The organism is Lonsdalea quercina (assembly GCF_900107885.1).
In the GTDB taxonomy this organism is placed as follows: Bacteria; Pseudomonadota; Gammaproteobacteria; order Enterobacterales; family Enterobacteriaceae; genus Lonsdalea; species Lonsdalea quercina.
In genome coordinates, this window is sequence record NZ_FNQS01000003.1 from 229,235 (window position 1) to 249,009 (window position 19,775).

Annotated in this window: 18 protein-coding genes and 1 tRNA gene; 8 read left to right on the plus strand and 11 right to left on the minus strand. The window is 55.0% G+C overall.

All coding sequences use genetic code 11. The features are described from left to right. Positions 1-6: 6 nt before the first annotated feature. The 4 genes from mnmC to BLU64_RS06285 all read left to right on the plus strand — a co-directional run bounded on the left by mnmC (position 7) and on the right by BLU64_RS06285 (position 4,141). On the plus strand, positions 7-2,028 hold the full coding sequence (gene mnmC / locus BLU64_RS06270; RefSeq protein WP_026743562.1) for a bifunctional tRNA (5-methylaminomethyl-2-thiouridine)(34)-methyltransferase MnmC2/FAD-dependent 5-carboxymethylaminomethyl-2-thiouridine(34) oxidoreductase MnmC1: 2,022 nt from the start codon (positions 7-9) through the stop codon (positions 2,026-2,028). 76 nt (positions 2,029-2,104) lie between these two features. Next, complete coding sequence (locus BLU64_RS06275; RefSeq protein WP_026743561.1) at positions 2,105-2,941, plus strand: AraC family transcriptional regulator; 837 nt, start codon at positions 2,105-2,107, stop codon at positions 2,939-2,941. Between the two features lie 175 nt (positions 2,942-3,116). Then, positions 3,117-3,827 (plus strand): AzlC family ABC transporter permease, encoded by a 711-nt coding sequence (locus tag BLU64_RS06280; protein WP_026743560.1) that lies wholly within the window; start codon positions 3,117-3,119, stop codon positions 3,825-3,827. After that, on the plus strand, positions 3,824-4,141 hold the full coding sequence (locus tag BLU64_RS06285; RefSeq protein ID WP_026743559.1) for an AzlD domain-containing protein: 318 nt from the start codon (positions 3,824-3,826) through the stop codon (positions 4,139-4,141). The genes BLU64_RS06280 and BLU64_RS06285 overlap by 4 nt, the downstream gene beginning before the upstream one ends. Before the next feature lie 52 nt (positions 4,142-4,193). On the opposite strand, the gene BLU64_RS06290 is transcribed toward BLU64_RS06285, so the two are convergent. The 6 genes from BLU64_RS06290 to prmB form a co-directional block, all read right to left on the minus strand. Beyond that, positions 4,194-4,475, minus strand: a complete 282-nt coding sequence (locus BLU64_RS06290) for a YfcL family protein (RefSeq protein WP_026739958.1) — start codon at positions 4,473-4,475, stop codon at positions 4,194-4,196. A gap of 38 nt (positions 4,476-4,513) precedes the next feature. Further along, the gene (locus BLU64_RS06295) at positions 4,514-5,056 is read right to left on the minus strand and encodes an elongation factor P hydroxylase (RefSeq protein WP_036153345.1); all 543 of its coding nucleotides are present in this window, start codon (positions 5,054-5,056) and stop codon (positions 4,514-4,516) included. Between the two features lie 20 nt (positions 5,057-5,076). Next, positions 5,077-5,880 (minus strand): sulfite exporter TauE/SafE family protein, encoded by an 804-nt coding sequence (locus BLU64_RS06300; RefSeq protein ID WP_026743557.1) that lies wholly within the window; start codon positions 5,878-5,880, stop codon positions 5,077-5,079. Between the two features lie 6 nt (positions 5,881-5,886). Next, on the minus strand, positions 5,887-6,717 hold the full coding sequence (gene mepA, locus BLU64_RS06305) for a penicillin-insensitive murein endopeptidase (RefSeq protein WP_026743556.1): 831 nt from the start codon (positions 6,715-6,717) through the stop codon (positions 5,887-5,889). Positions 6,718-6,724: 7 nt separating this feature from the next. Further along, the gene (gene aroC, locus BLU64_RS06310; protein ID WP_026743555.1) at positions 6,725-7,810 is read right to left on the minus strand and encodes a chorismate synthase; all 1,086 of its coding nucleotides are present in this window, start codon (positions 7,808-7,810) and stop codon (positions 6,725-6,727) included. A 70-nt stretch (positions 7,811-7,880) separates the two neighbouring features. Continuing rightward, positions 7,881-8,813 (minus strand): 50S ribosomal protein L3 N(5)-glutamine methyltransferase, encoded by a 933-nt coding sequence (gene prmB / locus BLU64_RS06315; RefSeq protein ID WP_074728138.1) that lies wholly within the window; start codon positions 8,811-8,813, stop codon positions 7,881-7,883. Between the two features lie 161 nt (positions 8,814-8,974). Between prmB and smrB the strand changes: the two genes are divergently transcribed. Then, positions 8,975-9,514 (plus strand): endonuclease SmrB, encoded by a 540-nt coding sequence (gene smrB / locus BLU64_RS06320; protein WP_026743553.1) that lies wholly within the window; start codon positions 8,975-8,977, stop codon positions 9,512-9,514. Positions 9,515-9,742: 228 nt separating this feature from the next. Here the strand turns inward: smrB and sixA are convergent, their stop codons facing one another. Both sixA and BLU64_RS06330 read right to left on the minus strand, forming a co-directional pair. Beyond that, positions 9,743-10,234: a phosphohistidine phosphatase SixA gene (gene sixA, locus BLU64_RS06325; RefSeq protein ID WP_026743552.1), complete on the minus strand. Its 492-nt coding sequence runs from the start codon at positions 10,232-10,234 to the stop codon at positions 9,743-9,745. A 522-nt stretch (positions 10,235-10,756) separates the two neighbouring features. Beyond that, positions 10,757-11,053, minus strand: coding sequence for a YfcZ/YiiS family protein (locus tag BLU64_RS06330; protein WP_074728140.1), 297 nt, complete (start codon positions 11,051-11,053; stop codon positions 10,757-10,759). A 369-nt stretch (positions 11,054-11,422) separates the two neighbouring features. Here BLU64_RS06330 and fadL point away from each other — a divergent pair, with 369 nt between their 5' ends. After that, a complete protein-coding gene (gene fadL / locus BLU64_RS06335) occupies positions 11,423-12,739 on the plus strand; it encodes a long-chain fatty acid transporter FadL (RefSeq protein WP_026743550.1) in 1,317 nt (438 codons plus the stop codon). Between the two features lie 124 nt (positions 12,740-12,863). Here the strand turns inward: fadL and mqo are convergent, their stop codons facing one another. Together mqo and mlaA are read right to left on the minus strand one after the other, a co-directional pair. Next, on the minus strand, positions 12,864-14,435 hold the full coding sequence (mqo, locus tag BLU64_RS06340; protein WP_074728142.1) for a malate dehydrogenase (quinone): 1,572 nt from the start codon (positions 14,433-14,435) through the stop codon (positions 12,864-12,866). 363 nt (positions 14,436-14,798) lie between these two features. Beyond that, a complete protein-coding gene (gene mlaA, locus BLU64_RS06345) occupies positions 14,799-15,560 on the minus strand; it encodes a phospholipid-binding lipoprotein MlaA (protein ID WP_026743548.1) in 762 nt (253 codons plus the stop codon). A gap of 527 nt (positions 15,561-16,087) precedes the next feature. Here mlaA and BLU64_RS06350 point away from each other — a divergent pair. Further along, on the plus strand, positions 16,088-16,990 hold the full coding sequence (locus tag BLU64_RS06350) for a formate/nitrite transporter family protein (RefSeq protein WP_074728144.1): 903 nt from the start codon (positions 16,088-16,090) through the stop codon (positions 16,988-16,990). Positions 16,991-17,067: 77 nt separating this feature from the next. Further along, positions 17,068-17,142 (plus strand) — tRNA-Arg (locus BLU64_RS06355). An 855-nt stretch (positions 17,143-17,997) separates the two neighbouring features. Here the strand turns inward: BLU64_RS06355 and BLU64_RS06360 are convergent. Then, a complete protein-coding gene (locus BLU64_RS06360) occupies positions 17,998-19,488 on the minus strand; it encodes an Ig-like domain-containing protein (protein WP_026743546.1) in 1,491 nt (496 codons plus the stop codon). Between the last annotated feature and the right edge of the window lie 287 nt (positions 19,489-19,775).

Sequence of the window (19,775 nt, forward strand, 5' to 3'; positions counted from 1 at the left end):
GTTGCCGTGATTACGCCCGCCATCCGAACCGCTTCGCTAAGCTGGAACGCTCAGGGTACACCTGTTTCGCTACAGTTTGACGACGTCTATTTTTCCAACCAGGATGGGCTCGCGGAAACCCGCTATGTCTTTCTTCAGGGCAATGGGTTACCCGCACGTTTTGCACACGCCTCACGCGCCGCCTTTACCGTGGCGGAAAGCGGATTCGGCACCGGACTCAATTTTCTCACGTTGTGGCAAGCGTTCGCCGACTTTCGCCGCCAACAGCCCGACGCCACGTTGCAGCGCCTGCATTACATCAGTTTCGAAAAGTTTCCCTTGCAGGTGGCCGATTTGGCGGCCGCGCATGCACAGTGGCCCGAGCTGGCCGCTTTCGCCGACGAACTGCGACAACAATGGCCGACGATGTCCCCTGGCTGCCACCGACTGATACTGGCGGATGGCCATATCACGCTCGATCTGTGGTTCGGTGATATCAATGACCTGTTGCCCCTACTCGATGACAGCGTGAACCACCAGGTCGATGCCTGGTTTCTGGACGGTTTCGCGCCGTCGAAAAATCCGGATATGTGGACAGCGAACCTGTTCAACGCGATGGCGAGATTGTCCCGTCCCGGCGGCACCTTCGCTACGTTTACCGCGGCGGGGTTCGTTCGTCGGGGTCTGCAGGAAGCAGGGTTCAACGTCGGTAAGGTCAAAGGATTCGGACACAAGCGCGAGATGCTGAGGGGGGACCTGCCGGAAGCGATACCCCTCACCGAATCCGCGCCGTGGTATCACCGCCCTGCCGCCCCGCAGCCGCAGGAAGTCGCCATCATCGGCGGCGGTATCGCCAGCCTGCTGACGGCGCTGGCGCTACAGCGACGCGGCAGCAAAGTCACCCTGTATTGCGCCGATGAACACGTGGGGCAAGGCGCTTCCGGCAACCGACAGGGCGCGCTCTATCCGCTACTCAACGATAAGCATGATGCGCTGTCGCGGTTTTTCGCCAGCGCGTTCGGCTATGCCCGACGGACCTATGATGCACTGACGGCTCAGGGCGTGGACTATGAACATCAGTGGTGCGGCGTCAGCCAGTTGGCGTTTGACGATAAAAGCGCGCGCAAAATCGACCGTATCCTGGCGGGGCAATGGCCAGAAGATCTGGTGCATGCAGCCAATGCGCAGACGCTGACGCAGTCCTGCGGCGTCCCTATTCTCCATCGCGGCATCACCTATCCTTCCGGGGGATGGTTATGTCCGGCCGAACTGACAGCCGCCGCGCTGGCGCTGGCGGTCCGTCAGGGCATGCAGGTCCGTTTAGGAACCACCGTCGTTGAACTCTCGCCTGCCGACGGCGGCTGGCGTTTGACGCTGGACAACGGAAACGTCGCTCAGCATGCCACCGTCGTTCTGGCGAACGGCCATCAGCTCAGCGACTGGCCGCAGACGCGTCATCTGCCCACCTACGCTGTACGCGGACAGGTGAGCCACGTGCCCAGCAACGCCCAACTGCGTCACCTCAATCAGGTGCTCTGCTACGATGGTTATCTGACGCCGATCAGCCCGCGTCACCAGCAGCATTGCATCGGCGCCAGCTATCACCGCGGAGACTCAGGCACCGAGTATCGCGATTCGGATCAGCAGCAGAATCGCCAGCGCCTGATCGACTGCCTGCCGTCGCTGTCGTGGCCAGCGTCGATAGCGGTCTCCGACGGCGACGCCCGATGCGGCGTACGCAGCGCGCTGCGCGATCATCTGCCGCTGGTCGGCGCCGTTCCAGACTATGAGCAAACGCTGGCGCAATACCAGACGCTGCCACAGCAGTTGGCCGCGGCGCAAGTTCCAGCCCGAGCCCCGGTTCATCCCAATTTGTTCATCATCGGCGGTCTTGGCTCCCGCGGGCTGTGTTCCGCTCCTCTGGCGGCGGAAGTGCTGGCGGCCCAGATGTATGGGGAACCGTTGCCGCTGGACGGCGCCACGCTGGCCGCCATAAATCCGAACCGATTCTGGGTAAGAAAGCTGTTGAAGAACCGGCCGGTGGAATAAGGGAATCACCGGCTGCGCCTCGTGGCCGGAACAACAGCAATTTCGTTCAATTTCTCACTGCTTTTGGAGCGTAAAGATGGGACAGCCAGCGCCGCAGGAGCAGGCTCATTTCAGCCATCTGCCGACGTTGGGTGGACTGGACATGCTGCAAGCTTGCTATCACCGCCAACGTTTTTCCCGCCACTCGCACGAGAATTTCTGCATCGGTGTAATAGAAAAAGGCGCACAGCGTTTCTACCGTACCGGCGGTGAGCACGTGGCGCCCAAAGGCGATATCATTCTGGTCAACGCGGATGAAATCCATACGGGCTACGCAGGCACCGCCGAGGGCTGGTCCTATCGCGCCATCTATCCGTCGGTCGATATGCTGCGCGGTCTGTCGAACACGATGCGCGACGATCGGGGGGACACGCCGTGGTTTCCCCACGCGGTGGCCCATGATCCGGGCTTATCCGAGCAGTTGCGCATGACCTTCTCGCTGCTGAGCGTCGAAGGCAATACGCTGTTAAAGGAAACCCTGCTCTGCTCGTCACTGGTCTGGTTAATGATGCGTCACGGAAAAACGCGCGAGGAAGGACATCCACTGACCAACGCCGACCACGCCATCCGACAGGTCAAAATGCTGCTGGATGACAGCCCGGAAGAGAACCTGTCCCTGCTGGCGCTGGCAAATCTGGCCGGTCTCAGCCCGTGGCACTTCCTGCGCCAGTTTAAAAATCAGGTGGGGATGCCGCCGCATGCCTACCTCGTGCAGTCCCGGCTCCGCAAGGCAACTACGCTCCTGCGTCAGGGGCACCCCCTCTCCGAGGTTTCCGCCCGCTGCGGTTTTTCGGATCAGAGCCACTTCAATCGCCACTTCAAAAAAGCGCTGGGCGTGACGCCGGGGCAATTTTTACGCGCGCTGAAACGCTGAAAATAGCCGGGTGATTCACGATGTTGTCACCGCCCCTGTCGCCGGCGAACGTTGAGGGCGTCGGGGCTACACATTCTCCCGCCTGACAGTTTTCACCTGCGCAATTTTCTTCAATCTTTGTTCGGGAGTTTGCGTTACCTTTTGGCGACCTACTACACCTACAAGGACATGGTTTATGAACGCGTCGGAAACCCTTCGCTCTCCCTGGCAGGGCACATTTTCGGGCTGCGTCTCTGTCTTACCGTTGTGTCTGGCGGTAGTTCCCTGGGGCATCCTCGCGGGTTCAATGGCGGTCCAGGCCGGACTGACCTTCTGGCAAAGCGTCGGCATGTCGGCGGTGGTCTTCGCCGGCGCGGCGCAATTGGTGACGCTGGGACTGCTGATGTCCGGGGCCAATGTGCTGACCATCGTTGTGACCGTATTTGTGATTACCGTGCAACACCTGATTTATGGCTTGAGCCTCCGAGAGGTCGTCTCGCGCCTGAACAGCCGTTTCCGCATTCCCATTGGTTTTTTACTGACGGATGAACTGTTTGCGCTGGCCGCTGGGAAGGGCAATCGCGCGCGACTCTCACCGGGGTATCTTCTCGGCGCGGGTCTCACCTTTTATCTGTGCTGGCTGATGTGCAGTCTGGCGGGCATTTTACTAGCGTCCTCGATACCCGACCTGGACCACTACCATCTCGATTTTTCGATTGTGGCGACCTTTATCACGATCATCGTGCCGATGGTAAAGAACAGGGCTACGCTGTGTGGCGTCGCTTTTTCCCTGATCGCCGCCATGCTGTTGTCATACTGCCACGTTGAAGGCGCCGTCATTATCGGTGGACTCGGCGGTATGCTGTGTTCTGTGGTGATTGAACGCCTGGGAGGTGCGACGTCATGAGTTGGTCATTACTGTTTGTGCTGGCGGGCGTGGTGTTTTTCAATCGCTATTTGTTTCTTGATCCCCGCGTGCCGGTCACGCTGCCGCTGTGGGTCCGTCAGGCGCTGCGTTATTCCGCACCCTGTATGCTGACCGCAATATGCGGACCGGTGATCCTTCTGCATCACGACGCGCTGCGACCGTTCCCCGGCAATCCCTATCTGTGGGGGGCGCTAGGCTGCGTGATAATCGCACTGCTGGTTCGCAACGTACTCCTGGCGGTTGCTTGCGGACTGGCGTGGTTTTATGCGTTGTGTTTCTGGCTGGGAGTCTGACGATGCAGGTGCCGGATGACTCCGGCACCTGGGGTGAGAAAGGATTGCGGTGTTACTGCTGGGAGGACGCTTGCTGGTAGAGGCGGTCCCACATTTGATTGACCAGAACCTGATCCGGCGGAGACAGCTCGCCGTTTTTGATGGCCTTGCGTACGCTGTCCTCGACGCGGCTGCACAAGGCTTCCGCCGTATGCTCGCCGTTTTCCTCAGCTTCCGCCACCGCCAAGGTCAAATGACCACGCAGATATCCCCCGGCAAAAAGCTCATCGTCGCTGGCGTGTTCCACCATGTCATCAATCAGCGCCAGGATGCGCGATTCAAATTCTGCGATCATTCATTGTCCTCGGTTGTTCAGTGTTGCCCATCGTCCGCTCAGCAGAGATCGGCGGGGTACGGGAAATCCGCCGGGGTCAGCGGCGCCGTATGATAAAACGCGTGCAGCGCCTGAATGAAGCGGCCCGGACGTTCGGGAACGCCCTCCTCCAGATAACGCATAACCTGCGCGTGCACGCGGCGTTGAAAGGCAATGCGATCGGGCGTCACATCGCCGTTCAGGTTATCGCAGCTTACGTTAAAGGGAAACGCCGCCGCGACGCAAAACATCCACTCCAGCGCCTGTGGCTTGATCTCTACCGACTCGAACTGTTGCTGCGTTGCCGCATCGCGACCGTCAGGACAGTACCAGTACCCAAAGTCGACAAGTTTGCGCCGTTCCGCGCCCGCAATGCACCAGTGAGAAATCTCGTGCATCGCGCTGGCGTAAAAACCGTGGGCGAACAGGATCCGGTGGTAGTCCACCTGCTCATCGGCCGGCAGGTAGATCGGTTCATCCTCTCCCTTGACCAGGCGCGTATTAAAATCTTCGCTAAAGCAGTCATTAAACACCTGAATCAGGTGCTGGTAATCGTGTGTCATGATGTCGTTAACCGGTTCGGTCATGAGAATAGCTGTCCCACCCAATGGGCAATGTCCTGCCCGTGACTGTCATAAATCAGTTTGATGCTCATCAGCGCGGACACTGCCACCAGCATGGGGCGGATCAACTTTTGTCCCTTGGTGAGCACCATTTTGGCACCCAAACGCGCGCCGATAATCTGGCCTAACAACATCACGCCGCCGATGACCCACATGACTTTGCCGCTCAGGATGAAGAACAGCAGCCCCCCCAGGTTGGAGGTGAAATTGAGCACCTTGGCGTGTGCGGTGGACTTCGCCAGATTGAAGCCGCGTAGCGTCAGGTAAGAAAGCGCATAAAACGACCCGGCACCCGGCCCAAAGAAACCGTCATAGAATCCCACGCAGGCGCCGCCGACGAGGGCGAACGGAACGGGAGAGAGCCGACGCTGCCGATCTTCGTCGCTGATTTTGGGCATCAACAGAAAATACAGGCCGATGCCGATCACCAGCACCGGCAGCAACTGGCGCAGGAAGTACGCATGAATTTGCTGAATGAGCCAGGCGCCGGTGATTGCGCCAAGGAAGGTGCATACTACCGCCAACTTTTGCTCGCGCAGGTCGACCGCCCCGCGGCGAATAAAGTACAGGCTGGCGGAGAACGCACCGCCGACGCCCTGCAGTTTATTGGTCGCCAGCGCCTGCGCGGGAGAAAGTCCCGCAGCCAGCAGCGCGGGGACCGTCAGCAAACCGCCGCCTCCGGCGATCGAGTCGATAAACCCCGCGGCCACGGCGATAACAAACAGGAGCCCGAGCAGCTCCGGCCCTAATAGCATTGCATCCATGGTGATTTATTCCGCAGCAAAATGTCGGTTCAGCAGCGCCTGACACGATGCGGGCAGCGGCGGTGGCGTAGCTTTCTGCGGTGAGACGGCGCCCGGTTTACGCGGCTGGAACCAGCTTTGCAACTCTGCGCCACAACCATCACCGGCCGGCGGCGGATCCTGATCCTGGCACTCAAGGCTATTCGCCGGGCAACGCAGCCGAACGTGCATATGAGCACGGTGTGCGAACCAGGGGCGGACCTTGTGCAGCCAGGAGCGGTCGCTGCCAGCCTCCTGACACAGACGCTGCTTGATCGCCGGGTTGACGAAGATGCGCGTCACCGCGCTGTCCTGCGCCGCCGTTTTGATCAGGGTCAGCGCGTCAGAATTCCACAGACGCGGATTGACGGCCTTGTCCCCAGGCAATACCAGATCGATAGGTTGTGGATTCAGGAGTTGCTGCGTGCTCCAGCGCTGACGCGGCACCTGCAGCCAGATGTCCACATCCAGACCCGACTGATGGCTGGCGTGTCCGCTGCTGAAACGGCCGCCCGCAGGCATCCCCATGTCCCCGACCAGCACAATGCCGCCGTTCTGGCGATGTACGTTGGCGCTAAGGCGATGGATGAACGCCAGCAGATCCGGATGGCCGAAATAGCGACGCTGATCGACTCGCATCACCTGATAGTCGGCTGCTTGCAGCGGTAGTGATTGCGCGCCGATGATGCAGCCGTTGGCGAAGGAGCCAATCGCCTGCGGGCGTCCCGCGACCGGATGCGTGATCTCCTGCCAGGGCGTCGCCGCTCCGGCGGTGGCGCAGCACAGTAGCGCCATCAAACCTATCAACACTGTTTTCATATGCGTGTTACCAACGGGGAACGGAGGTGTTCACGTCCGCGCACTGCGCGCGCTGGCGTAATAAATGATCCATCAAGACGATAGCCATCATCGCCTCGGCGATAGGCACCGCGCGGATACCAACACAGGGGTCGTGACGCCCGCGGGTAACCATTTCAGTCGCTTCGCCCGTACGGGTGATCGTCCGTCCCGGCACCATGATGCTGGACGTGGGCTTGAGCGCCAGATGTGCGACGACTGCCTGGCCGCTGCTGATGCCGCCCAGAATGCCGCCGGCATGGTTACTCTGGAAACCGTCCGGCGTGATCTCGTCTCGGTTTTCGCTGCCGCGTTTACCGACGACCGCGAAACCGTCGCCGATCTCGACGCCTTTGACGGCATTGATGCTCATTAGCGCATGCGCCAGATCGGCATCCAGTCGGTCGAATACCGGCTCGCCCAACCCGGCAGGCACAGATTCGGCGACCACCGTCACCCGCGCGCCAACCGAGTCGCCCTCTTTCTTCAGCCCGCGCATTAGTTCATCCAACGCTTCCAGCTTGGACGGATCCGGGCAAAAGAAGGGGTTCTGCTCAACCTGATCCCACGCTTTCAGTTCGCAGTGAATGTCGCCCATCTGCGTCAGACAACCGCGAATATTCACGCCGTGCCGGAGCTGCAGGTATTTCTTGGCGATGGCCCCCGCCGCCACGCGCATGGCCGTTTCGCGTGCGGAAGATCGACCGCCGCCGCGATAATCGCGCTGGCCGTATTTCTGCTCGTAGGTGTAGTCGGCATGGCCGGGACGGAACAGATCTTTGATCGCGCTGTAGTCCTGCGAACGCTGATCGGTATTTTCAATCAGCAGGCCGATGCTGGTACCCGTCGTCACGCCGTCGAAGACGCCGGACAGAATGCGTACCTGATCCGGTTCGCGACGCTGGGTGGTGTAACGAGACGTGCCCGGACGACGACGGTCCAGATCGTGCTGCAAATCCGCTTCAGTCAACGGAATGCCCGGCGGAACGCCATCCACTACGCACCCCAGGGCAATACCATGGGACTCACCAAAGGTGGTGACGCGGAAAAATTGCCCAATACTGTTTCCTGCCATCACGGCTCCTTTACATCATAAAATAAGAGTTCGTCAGGCGGGCTATCCGCGCCCGCATTTTGTCAATATATTAGTCGCGATACAGGCTGAAGTGAGACTGGCATTCCAGCAGTTGCGCACGGGTCAGCATGAATACGCCCTCTCCGCCGTGTTCGAATTCCAACCAGGTAAACGGGATGTCGGGATATTGGTCGATCAGATGCACCATGCTGTTGCCCACTTCGCAGATTAGCACACCCTCTTCGCTGAGGTATTCGGCGGCGCGGGCAAGAATGCGCCGCACCAGCTTCAGGCCGTCGCTCCCCGCAGCGAGTCCCAGCTCAGGCTCATGACGGAACTCGTCCGGCAGATCCGCCATGTCTTCTTCATCGACGTAAGGCGGGTTGGTGACGATCAGATCGTAAGGCGTGGTCGGCAGGTCGCGGAAAAGATCTGAACGAATCGGCGTGACGTGATGTTCCATGCCATGCTGTTCGATGTTCAGCTCGGTCACCGCCAGCACATCGCTGGAGATATCGATCGCGTCGACCTCCGCTTCCGGAAAAGCCTGTGCGCAGGCGATGGCGATGCAGCCGCTGCCAGTACAGAGATCCAGAATGTGGCGGGGTTCGTGACTCAACAGCGGCTCGAAACCATTGTTGATCAGCTCTCCTATCGGCGAACGCGGCACCAACACCCGTTCATCGACGTAGAATTCCAACCCGCAGAACCAAGCTTTGTTGGTGAGATAAGCGACGGGGATGCGTTCGTTGATACGGCGGATCACGCGTTCCACAATACGGTGACGCTCGCCTGACGTCAGGCGCGCGCTGTACATATCTTCGGGGATATCGAGGGGAAGATACAGGCTCGGCAGCACCAGTTGCAGCGCCTCGTCCCAAGAGTTGTCGGTGCCATGACCGTAATAGACCTGTGCGGCATTAAACCGGCTGACCGTCCAACGCAGCATATCCTGAAGGGTATGCAGATCGTTGACCGCTTCATCGACGAAAATTTTGTCCAAGGTTGTCCTCCGCAGACATCTCTGAAAATCAAATTGCCGCCTAGTTTGCCATGAAGCCTGCGACAAATCAGCAGATATCACCGTCCTGCGGCCCCTCAAGCCTTAGCGGAGCGCGCAAGAAAAGGTACACTTAGGAAAAACCAAGACAGAGTACAGCGCTGATGAAAAACAAATACAGGCTGGATGAGGAAGAGCTGGCGCTTTTTCGCGCTTCAGTCGCCGGCGCCAGACGCCTGACTCAGGACACCTATCGCTATCAACCGCCGCGCCGCAAGCTCTCAGAAGTGCCGCCGCGTAAAGCGATGCAAGAGCAGCGCGACGCCTGCTTTTATTTCTCGGATGAGTTTCAGCCGCTATTGGAAAACGACGGCCCGGTAAGATACGTTCGCTCCGGCACCAGCCACTACGAATTGAAAAAGCTGCGCAGAGGGGATTATCCGCCCGAGCTGTTTCTGGATCTGCATGGTCTGACCCAGCAGGAAGCCAAGCAAGAACTGGGCGCATTACTGGCCGCCTGCCGCCGGGAGCACGTGTACTGCGCCTGTGTGATGCATGGTCACGGTAAGCACATTCTTAAACAGCAGACTCCACTATGGCTTGCCCAGCATCCCGACGTGCTGGCATTTCATCAGGCCCCGCGCGAATTCGGCGGCGACGCCGCATTGCTCGTGCTGGTGGCGCTGGATAGCCATGTCAGATGACGCCACAAACATAAAAGACAGGCGGCAATGTGCCGCCTCGTTTTCTTCACTCCTCCCAGAGACATCACTGCCCCCCGCCCAGCCTGGCATTCAAGCCCACACGTTGCTTTGGCGCAGGTAAAACCTCGCGTCGCCAACCTTTAGAACACCGAAGCAGGAAGAGAGGTGTCGAACTGTGCCGGTATGCCCTTGCCGTCAGGCATACCGGGGCGCAGGGCTAAAGCAGGATTATTTGACTTGGGCGGATTTGGCGAGAAGCTGAGCCGGACTGACCTGCCATTGACATACGCCAGGGCCGGAAGGGTCGAACTGCACGTCGGCCACGGCAGACGTGGCGAACATCGGCGCCGTTTCTTGCGGACAAAGGGCCGCGACCAGGTAGCCGACCAGCGGCAAATGCGAGATCACCAGCACAGCACCGACGCCCTGAGAAGACAGCACTTCGAGATAGTCACGCACCTGTTCGGCGCTGCCGCCCGGCGTGAGTTCCGGCAGGCATTCATCCTTTACCGGCAGTTGCCATACATCCCTGACGGCCTGCAACGTTTGCTGAGCACGCAGGAACGGGCTAACCAGAACGCGATCAATGTCGATACCCTGGCCAGACAACCAAACGGCCATCTGACGAGACTCATCACATCCACGAGCACTGAGAGGACGAAGCGCATCACTGGCCGCGTCAGGTATGGCATCGCCGTGACGCATGATCAAAACTTGCATATTACACCGCTATATTGATGAAAAAGCTGTGCGTGCCGCGAGAGGAAAGGCGGTGCCGACGCTCGTGCATCCGGCTGCGCCTGACCGACGTAAACACACGGTTTAGGAACGAATTGCTGGCGTTTTAACCAGACCGAAGCGCATTTTTTTACTCTAATTGGCTGCCGATAGCAACCTAACGACCGACGCCAGCAGGAAACGCACGAATTTTTACGCACGCGCGTCTGATATAATCCTTTGATTTTCAGTGAGTTGTAAAAACGCGCCCCCCCCTCACCCATACAAAAAATAGGACATCATGTTGTTTTTTGTGCTGACGGTTAGCCACCTTAATTACCCCGCCATTGGACGATGGTCTGAATAATCAGACCGACCCCTTTCAGCTTAGTTCGCACGCGCGTGACGGGAGATAGGATGTCTGAAGAATTTCTTACGGAAATCAGCGGTATCTTGGAGCGGGGAGTGTTGCCGGAACGTCCGGAAGTCGAGATTCGGAGGGAGCATCCCTCCGATACGCACCGTTTAGCGCAGGCCCAGTTGGAAAATCAGGGTTTCCGCCTGGCAGGAGAAAGTGAAGTCGATGTCCATCTTAATGCCACCTTCAACCTCAGCGAACGTGCTGTCGATCACGCAAGGCTCCGATTCCACGGAGCGAGCTTTGTCGATCAACGTCTTTTGCATGGCTTCCGCTTCAGCGCGGTCAGCAAACACCCGGCTATACGAGGCGGTGCAATCGGTATTGTCCATGATGGTGCCCACATCGACACAGCAACAGGCGGCCGTTTCTTCAGCGCTGCATTTGTTCATTGGATTGGTCATTACAAAACTCCTCTGCGGTGATACCTGGAGGCCAGGCACATACCGGATCATAAAAAGTCGTCTCATTTTACCCGCCGAAAAGCAGGAGCACTAGGACTTACTGAAACTAAGGATATTAACGCCGAAGTATTACCCCGGTACTCCCTGTTCGGCCCTATCTATGCCCGCTCTTTTGCCCGCGAAAATGACTCACACATCAGACACTGATTTAACAAAAACAAAACAATTAAAGATCAAAACATTGATGATCGAATCTTTTTGTAACTGGTCTGATTTGTCACAAAGAAGAGCCAACCTACAATGCGCGTCCTTTTGTTACCGTTTTACGATGTAACAGCGCACAACAACAAAATACAATGAGGTTTGGTCATGCACCAGAAAGGCCGGCTGAAAAAAACATCGCTTGCTGTAGCTCTAGCGCTGTTCTCCAGCCATGCATCCGCCGCGGGTTTCCAGCTTAATGAATACTCCACGTCCGGTCTGGGACGCGCTTTCTCCGGCGAAGGCGCCGTCGCCGACAACGCGACGTCAGGCAGCCGCAATCCCGCCACCATGACCTTATTTGACCGGCCCGCGTTCTCTATCGGCGCCATTTATATCGACCCGAACGTAAATCTACAGGGAAAAAACTCCCTGACGGGAAGCGACGATACCAGCGCGCATAACATTGCGCCCGCGCAGTGGGTCCCAAACCTGCACTTCATCATGCCGCTGAACGATCGCTGGTCCGTCGGCGCATCCGCCGTGACTAACTATGGGCTGTCGACGGAATTTCCCTCCGACTACGCCGCAGGCTCCATTGGCGGCACGACCAAGCTACTGACATCGAACCTCAACCTCAGCGCCGCGTATCGTATGAACCAGCACTTTAGCTTCGGACTGGGCGTTGACGCGGTCTATGCAAAAGCGAAAATTGTGCGTACCGCGGGCGAACTGGCCTACATTCCAGCTTCCAGAGGCGGCCTGGCGGGCGTGGTTAACGGCCCTTCATCAGAGATAGCGCATCTGGAAGGCGAAGAGTGGGGTTACGGCTGGAACGCCGGTATTTTGTACGAAGTCGACGATAACAACCGCATCGGCCTGACCTATCGCTCTAAAGTCGACATCGACTTCAAGGGCGATTATAAAAATGACCTGCCCCGCGTCATCGCAACCAGCACCACGACGGGCACGGGCGGCCAGTACATTCCAGGCGCGCTGACGCTTTCACTGCCAGAGATGTGGGAGTTCTCCACCTATCACCGGGTCGCGCCTAAATGGGCAGTTCATTACAGCTTCACTTATACCAGTTGGAGCCAGTTCGAAGAGCTAAGAGCCACCGGCAGCAACAATCAGCAGCTGTTCGAGAAGCAAGAGCATTTCCGCGACGCCTATCGCATGGCGCTCGGCACCACCTATTATTACAACGATAACTGGACTTTCCGCAGCGGTATCGCGTTTGACGACAGCCCGGTACCGGCGGAGAACCGCTCCATCTCTATTCCGGATCAGGACCGCTTCTGGATTAGCGCCGGGACCACCTACGCGTTCAATAAAGACGCGTCCGTCGACCTGGGCATCTCTTACATGCACGGTAAGACCGTGACCATTAATGAAAAAGTGGCTGACAACTCGCCTGCGACCTACAGCTTCACTTCGAAAGGCACCGCCTGGCTGTACGGCATCAACCTGAACTACCGCTTCTGACAAGCGTGCGTCCCGCACCAAGGCTCATCCAGGTGCGGGATACTTTGTGGATGCACGTTTATGCCACGATCAAAAAAGGCCGCTTATGCGGCCTTTTTTATGCGCTATTGAAGCAGAATCGGAATTATTCCGGTTTCACTTCCATATAGTTCAGTTTCAACGTGCTGCTGGTGTAGCTACGGATCTTGTTGGTCAGCTCAATGTCGCCATCCAGTTTTTCACCGTAGGAAGGGATGATTTCCTTCAACTTAGCCTGCCATTCCGGCGTCGCGATTTGGGTCTTGAAGACCTTATTCAGCACGTCCAGCATGATTGGCGCAGCGGTAGAAGCGCCCGGAGACGCACCCAGCAGCGCAGCGATGGTGCCATCCTGAGAGCTGACGATTTCGGTGCCCAGCTTCAGCACGCCGCCTTTATCTGCGTCTTTTTTGATGACCTGAACGCGCTGACCGGCAACACTCAGCTTCCAATCTTCTTTCTTGGCGTTCGGGAAGTATTCCTGCAACGCCGCGAAACGGTCGTCATCGTTCATCATCACCTGGCTGATCAGGTATTTCACCAAATCAAAGTTATCCAGACCAACATGCACCATCGGCATTAAGTTGGAGGTACTGACTGATGCAAACAGATCCCACAGCGAACCATTTTTCAGGAATTTGCTGGAGAAGGTTGCGAACGGCCCGAACAGCACAACTTGTTTGCCGTTGAAGACACGGGTATCCAAATGCGGAACGGACATCGGCGGCGCACCTACGGAGGCTTTACCGTAAACCTTCGCCATGTGACGTTTCACGACATCAGGATTGTCGGTCACCAGGAATTCGCCGCCGACGGGGAAGCCACCGTAATTATCAGCTTCAGGAATACCCGATTTCTGCAGCAACTGAAGCGCCGCGCCGCCTGCACCGATGAAGACAAATTTCGCTTTGATTACGCTTTCTTTGCCATCATTCTTCAGGTCAGCAACGACCACGTTCCAGGTGTTATCGCTATTGCGCTTCAGGTCACGAACTTCATGATTCAGCTGTAAAGAGAAGTTCGGGTTCTGCTTCATGGAGTCAACCAGCTGGCGGGTCACTTCACCGTAGTTGACGTCGGTACCAATCGGCATACGGGTAGCGGCGACCTTCTGATTCGGATCGCGGCCTTCCATCACCAGTGGAGCCCACTCTTTGATGGTATTGGCGTCGCTGGAGAATTCCATCCCGCGGAAGAGCGTGCTGTGCTGCAATGCGTTGTAGCGCTTATGCAGGAAATCGACGTTGTCGTCGCCCCAGACAAAACTAATGTGGGGAACGCTGTTGATGAAGGAGGAGGGATCCTTCATCACGTTATTTTTAACTTGATAGGACCAGAACTCGCGTGAGATTTCGAATGCTTCGCTGATTTCAACGGCTTTGACGATTTCGACCGAGCCGTCAGGTTTTTCCGGGGTATAGTTCAACTCCATAAAAGCAGAGTGCCCGGTACCCGCATTATTCCAGCCGTTTGAACTTTCCTGGGCAACGTTATCCATACGCTCGACCATATTGATGGTCCAGTTGGGCTCTAGTTCTTGCAGGTAGGTGCCCAATGTTGCACTCATAACGCCGCCGCCGATCAGTACTACATCCACGGTTTTATCCTCTTCTGCCACAGCAGATTGCGTTACTCCCATGATCCCTAAACAGAGGACCGAAATGAGTAGTTTTTTCATGCTTTACATCTCTTAATGTGAATTATTATCCCTGCAGGTGAAACAAAGTCATCCCATCCCGACGAGCAAGATAACGGTACAGAAGTGGTGAAAGAGCAGTAAGACTGCTTTTGGTCAAAATTTTGCTAGATCAAAACGAGTCTGGCTGCCCGTTCAGAGCTGCTGAAACGTCACTCTCACAAACAGGGTAGCATTATTGTTACATGGCTGATGAAAATAAATTTATGTAATTAAATAAACATTCAACAGACCGGTAACTTCTCACAAACAATCTCTTATGTGAAGATCTAAAAGGCGAGTCAAGAAAAAACAACGAATAAGGGCGCCCGAAGGCGCCGCTAAACGTTCTTACGAAGCGCATATTTATTGCGCGTCGATTTCCTGAAGACTGCTTTCAATTTCTTTGGCATTCGGGTTCACCGGCGCTGGCCCCGCCCCGCCGCTCGCCAAGAAATCATGACGCTGGAAGTAGGCTTCACGCATCATCAGATAAGGGTCGGACGAGTTCTTCAGCAGACCGTCGGAATCCAGCAGCTGCGCGCGCGTCTCCAACCCTTCAATCATCCATTTACCCGCAGACATCCAGAAAGTCAGGTAGCTTAACGGTGGGTATAACGTATCAACGAGATTCCCGCCGTCTTCACGAAGCGTCGCGCTACCGTATCCCGGCAGTACCACGTAGGGACCATAGGCCACATCGTAATATCCCAGCGTGCTCCCAAAGCGACGAGGCTCTTCTTTTTTCGCAAGCTTGGGGTTGGCCATGGTGGCAACGTCAATCAGACCGCCCATCCCGACGATGGTATTAAGAAAGAAACGGTTAAAGTGGATCATCGCTTCGTACGGTTTGCCCTCGGCGAAATAATTCACCATCGCGGCCGGTTCCGACAGGTTGTCGAAGAAATTGGTTAAACCGTTACGAGCGGGGTGCGGGACGTAATCACGCCAGACCACGGCGGCGGGTCTCACAAGATAGGGGTCTAACAAATAGTAGTTAAAGCTGAACATGCTTCGGTTGAAGCCTTCCAGAGGATCTGAACGCTCTTGCTGTGAGGTATCTCTGGAACTGGCGCACGCAACGAGCAACAGACTTGCCAAAACCACACCCCCGAGGCGGAAATTCATAACCATTCTCCCTGCTTAATTTTTGTATGCCCTTGTAAAAAAGCACCGTTTACCGATGGCGGCGGAAACGTTATGCCGCATTTAGTGTATCACCATACGAAAAATCCACGCCCCACGGCGTTAACCCGCGACATCGTGACGATGTATGTTACCCGCTCTCAGCGAAGCAGCTGGCTTCGACTGTTCCTATTCCAGCACGAATGCTTATGACCGGTGGACTGGATCCTTCAGCAACGCCGTCATAATGACCGCGGAAATCGCTATGTCGCTGCGCCATCACGATAAAACCATCTAAAGACGCAAAAGCTAATACCATACTCCGCCCTCTTAGGTCATTAACGCGAACGGCTGCAAACCTAATTTTTGCTAAGGCATGAACTGAGCAATGCGACGCTGCATCCGCCCGAGCACCGGTTCACGCTCTAGCTTCTCCCGGTTCAATCCTCCGAAAAAGCCGCGCGGCAATGAAGACTGGCTATGCTTATAAGTCAGTTTCCGCCATTACGATGTCAACGAAAAAACTAGTTATGAGTGAACCTCGTTCAAAAAACAGCCGCAACATAGAAAGTGACGAAAGCCGTCAGGGACAAGATATCATCGTGGATGAGCATGCCCTGCCCTCCCCAGCCGCGGCTATCCATGAACGCATCCGACAGGAAGGTCAAAAAGAGCTGGTCCGAGACGGCAGAGCACTTTTGTGGTCCGCCATCGCCGCCGGTCTGTCGATGGGGACCTCGCTCATCGCCATGGGCCTGCTTCACGCCGAGCTTAAAGGCGTGACGGGCGCTCACCTGCTGGAGAGTTTGGGTTACACGCTGGGCTTCATCATCGTCATCATGGCGCGCCAGCAGCTGTTTACGGAAAACACCGTCACGGCCGTATTGCCTATTATGCATCAACCTAGCATGCACAACTTTCGCCTGTTGTTGCGGCTGTGGGGACTCGTCCTGTTCGGCAATCTCATCGGCACCGCATTGGCGGCGTTGGGCTATACGGTATTGCCCGTATTCAGCGCAGAGGTGCGCCATGCCTTCTCGGACATCGCCCTTCATGTAATGGAGAATCCCCCCGAAGAGATGTTTGCCAACGCCATGATCTCGGGCTGGATTATCGCCACGATGGTGTGGATGCTGCCTAACGCCGGAAATGCGAAAATTTTGGTGATTATCACTATGACCTGGCTTATTTCGGCCAGCAGCCTGACGCATATTGTGGCGGGAGCGACGGAGATTTTTTATTTGGTCTTCAATCAGCAACTAACATGGCAGGCGTTCATATGGCCCTTCGCCCTGCCAACATTGGCAGGCAATATCATCGGAGGCACCTTTGTTTTCGCGCTTATTAGCCATGCTCAAATTCGTAGCGACCTGCCGGGCAAGGACAAAAAAGCCGTCAAACTCGACGACGAAAAGGACGACCCATCACGCTGAAGTGGTGGAGGAATAAGCAAACGCACCGCCAAGTGCTTATAGACGCGGCGAAATCGAGTATAATGCCCGGCAGCCGCGTCCCCATAGTTAAATGGATATAACGAGCCCCTCCTAAGGGCTAGTTGTAGGTTCGATTCCTGCTGGGGACGCCATATCACAAATCTCCCAGGGCCTATCGCCTTCTACGTTATTCGATAAATTCAGATCCATAATTCACTGCTTCGTACGCTCTCATCCTGGGAGTAATGACTAAATTCAGCTTTTTGGCGGGCAGATAACGTCGATCTTATTCGTGGGGATGCAAAAGGTAAATAACATCGCCACGCCATTCTTTGCTTTGCGAAACAGTCGCGATAAAAAGGGGTGAGTAATTTCTTTCTTACGAACAGCTCAATCGGGTGGAAAATAACGTCACTTTCAAATGAAGCAGAGGATAGTGTCATCAGCCATGAGCTGTTTTCATTATAGCTTATCAACACACAATAAAACCCATCCGTAATAAATCATGCCGTTCAAGCCTCCCTTCATTAACTTGAATAATAAAGTTTATTGAATCAGTGGTTATATGCAAATCCAAAATGTAGCCTGACACCATACCCCCTCCAGTTTTAGAACAAAATCAACATTAAAACCTAGGATTTAGACTTTTTATGTCAGCATCAATTGAAGATAAGGCAAAGAAAATAATTTATAAGATCGCAAAAGAGACAATCAAAACACTTAATCATTATTCATCTCACACTTGATTATTTTCTTAGGATTTTTTATTTAAACTGCTAATGAGCTAACAGTATTCACATTCACGGCAGTAATCACTCCCCTCCAATCCTGGAAGGAAGTGATTCCGTAACTGACTGATATTGAAAATAATTATCTACTTAGCCCCAGACAACGGAGTCACCCCCATCGCCTTCGGCCTGGTAGCGCCACTTACCGAGAGAGCATGTTCGTCAAGGTAAGATCACCGCTTCATAGTCAATAATTTCATGATTGATAAAAACCATGCTTCAGTATTTTTCTGCATAGGCGCATACGGTATTTTTGATATTGTAATTACCTTCTTTTCCGTTTTTGACGTTAAATGCATGAGCGTAATAATAGGAAGAATGCTCACTCGTCCAGTACCATCCATTATTTTCATCCGTAACCCATCCATCATAAGGAATCATAAAACCCCACTCATTTAACAAGCGATTAAATTCGTTGGTGGTTGGGAATTCATTGGGGTTGGTATACCAATACAAATCTCCGAATTCTGTAAAATAGAGGTCGATAGTAAAGGTATAATCAACTGTTTCCCCAGTATCTGTATCAGACACATGGATGTTATATTCTTTATCAGGATTGACGCTGCTTCTCGATTGGGAAAATTTGAATACCCCTGTGTGGCCGGAAGAAGAAACGACGGACAACACATCATTTCCTTCAGTGATGCTCCATGAATAATTTCCACTTCCTCCTGACACATCCATAGAAAATTGTGCATTGTTCCAGGCTACTGTTGGACCCCCAGACGGGAACGTTTGGTTAACATTATAAATGCGTTGGATGTTAAGAGGAGTTGTTTCCTGGGAGAAATGAACCGTGGCGGTCGCCGTTTTGTCTCCCACGGCTGCCCTGATCGTCACGGACTCAACCTTCGTATCCTTCACGGAGGCATAGGCATTGCCGTCGCTATCAGTAGTCGTGCTATAGGTAGTGCTGTCATTATCAAAGGTGGCACTGCCTGAGGTGATGGTAAACATAACGGTCTGCCCAGAAAGCGGCTTGAGGGTAGTATTGTCAGTGACCGTTGCACATACGCGGTTAACAGATTTTCCGTTTGCCTGAGCATTATCAGATACCACGTTCAGGACCAGAGAAACGTCAGTTGAAGGTGTAGCTGAAACAAAAGTGGCGGTCACTGAGCCATAAACAACAATGTTATCCTGGAGATAAGCGGTCAGTCTCGTTTTGCCAGCGGTAGTACTGGTAAACGGCAGGGAGGCCCGCCCCTTGCTGTCAGTGGTTATATCTGCCGTGTTTAGCCCATTGATGAAGACAGCGCCATTTGTTAGCGCCACAGAAACGCCCACACTCGGAACGGGGATTGCCCCGCTGAACGTTTGTAGCTCTACCAGGTTTTGGTCCTCACCATCAGCTTTCGCGTCGTCGACGGTCAGCAGAAGATTTAGGGTATCGGTTTTATTACTCGATTGGGTGAACGTTGCAGCCAGCGAGCTATGAACAGAGGCATCGTTTTGAAGCGCAACCTCCACCACGACGGTTTCAGCTATCGTGTCAACCAGACTGGCGGAGACGGCCCCCAAGCTGTTGGTTGAAACGACAATGGATGACAAGCCATTCGAAAAAACGGCAGAGCCTGAAGTAATACTGAAAACGACGGGTTCCCCGGATACGTAACTATTGCCATTCATGACAACGGCGCTCGCGCTGACTAAGTCAGCACCATTCGCAATGGCAGAATTGGGGGTGAGTGTGAAATTTTCAATAATCAAAATATTTTCTCCGGCGCGATGTGCGCTGATTAAAGGTCTTATTTCAAGGTTGAAGCACTGACAGATAAATAGACGGACCCACCTGAGTCCCGGCAAAACATAAGCAAAAATCGCGCTTCACAGATCCGTGGAGGCAGATTGAATGAGCCGAATAATGGGTTAGTGATTCTTCATCAAGAAGAGTTTCCGCAATGCCGTTCAACATGCCTGTTCCGAGAGATCTTTCAAGGTTCAGCAGAACGCATGCAAATTGATCTGAACAGCCAGCTATAACGACAGCGTAGCTG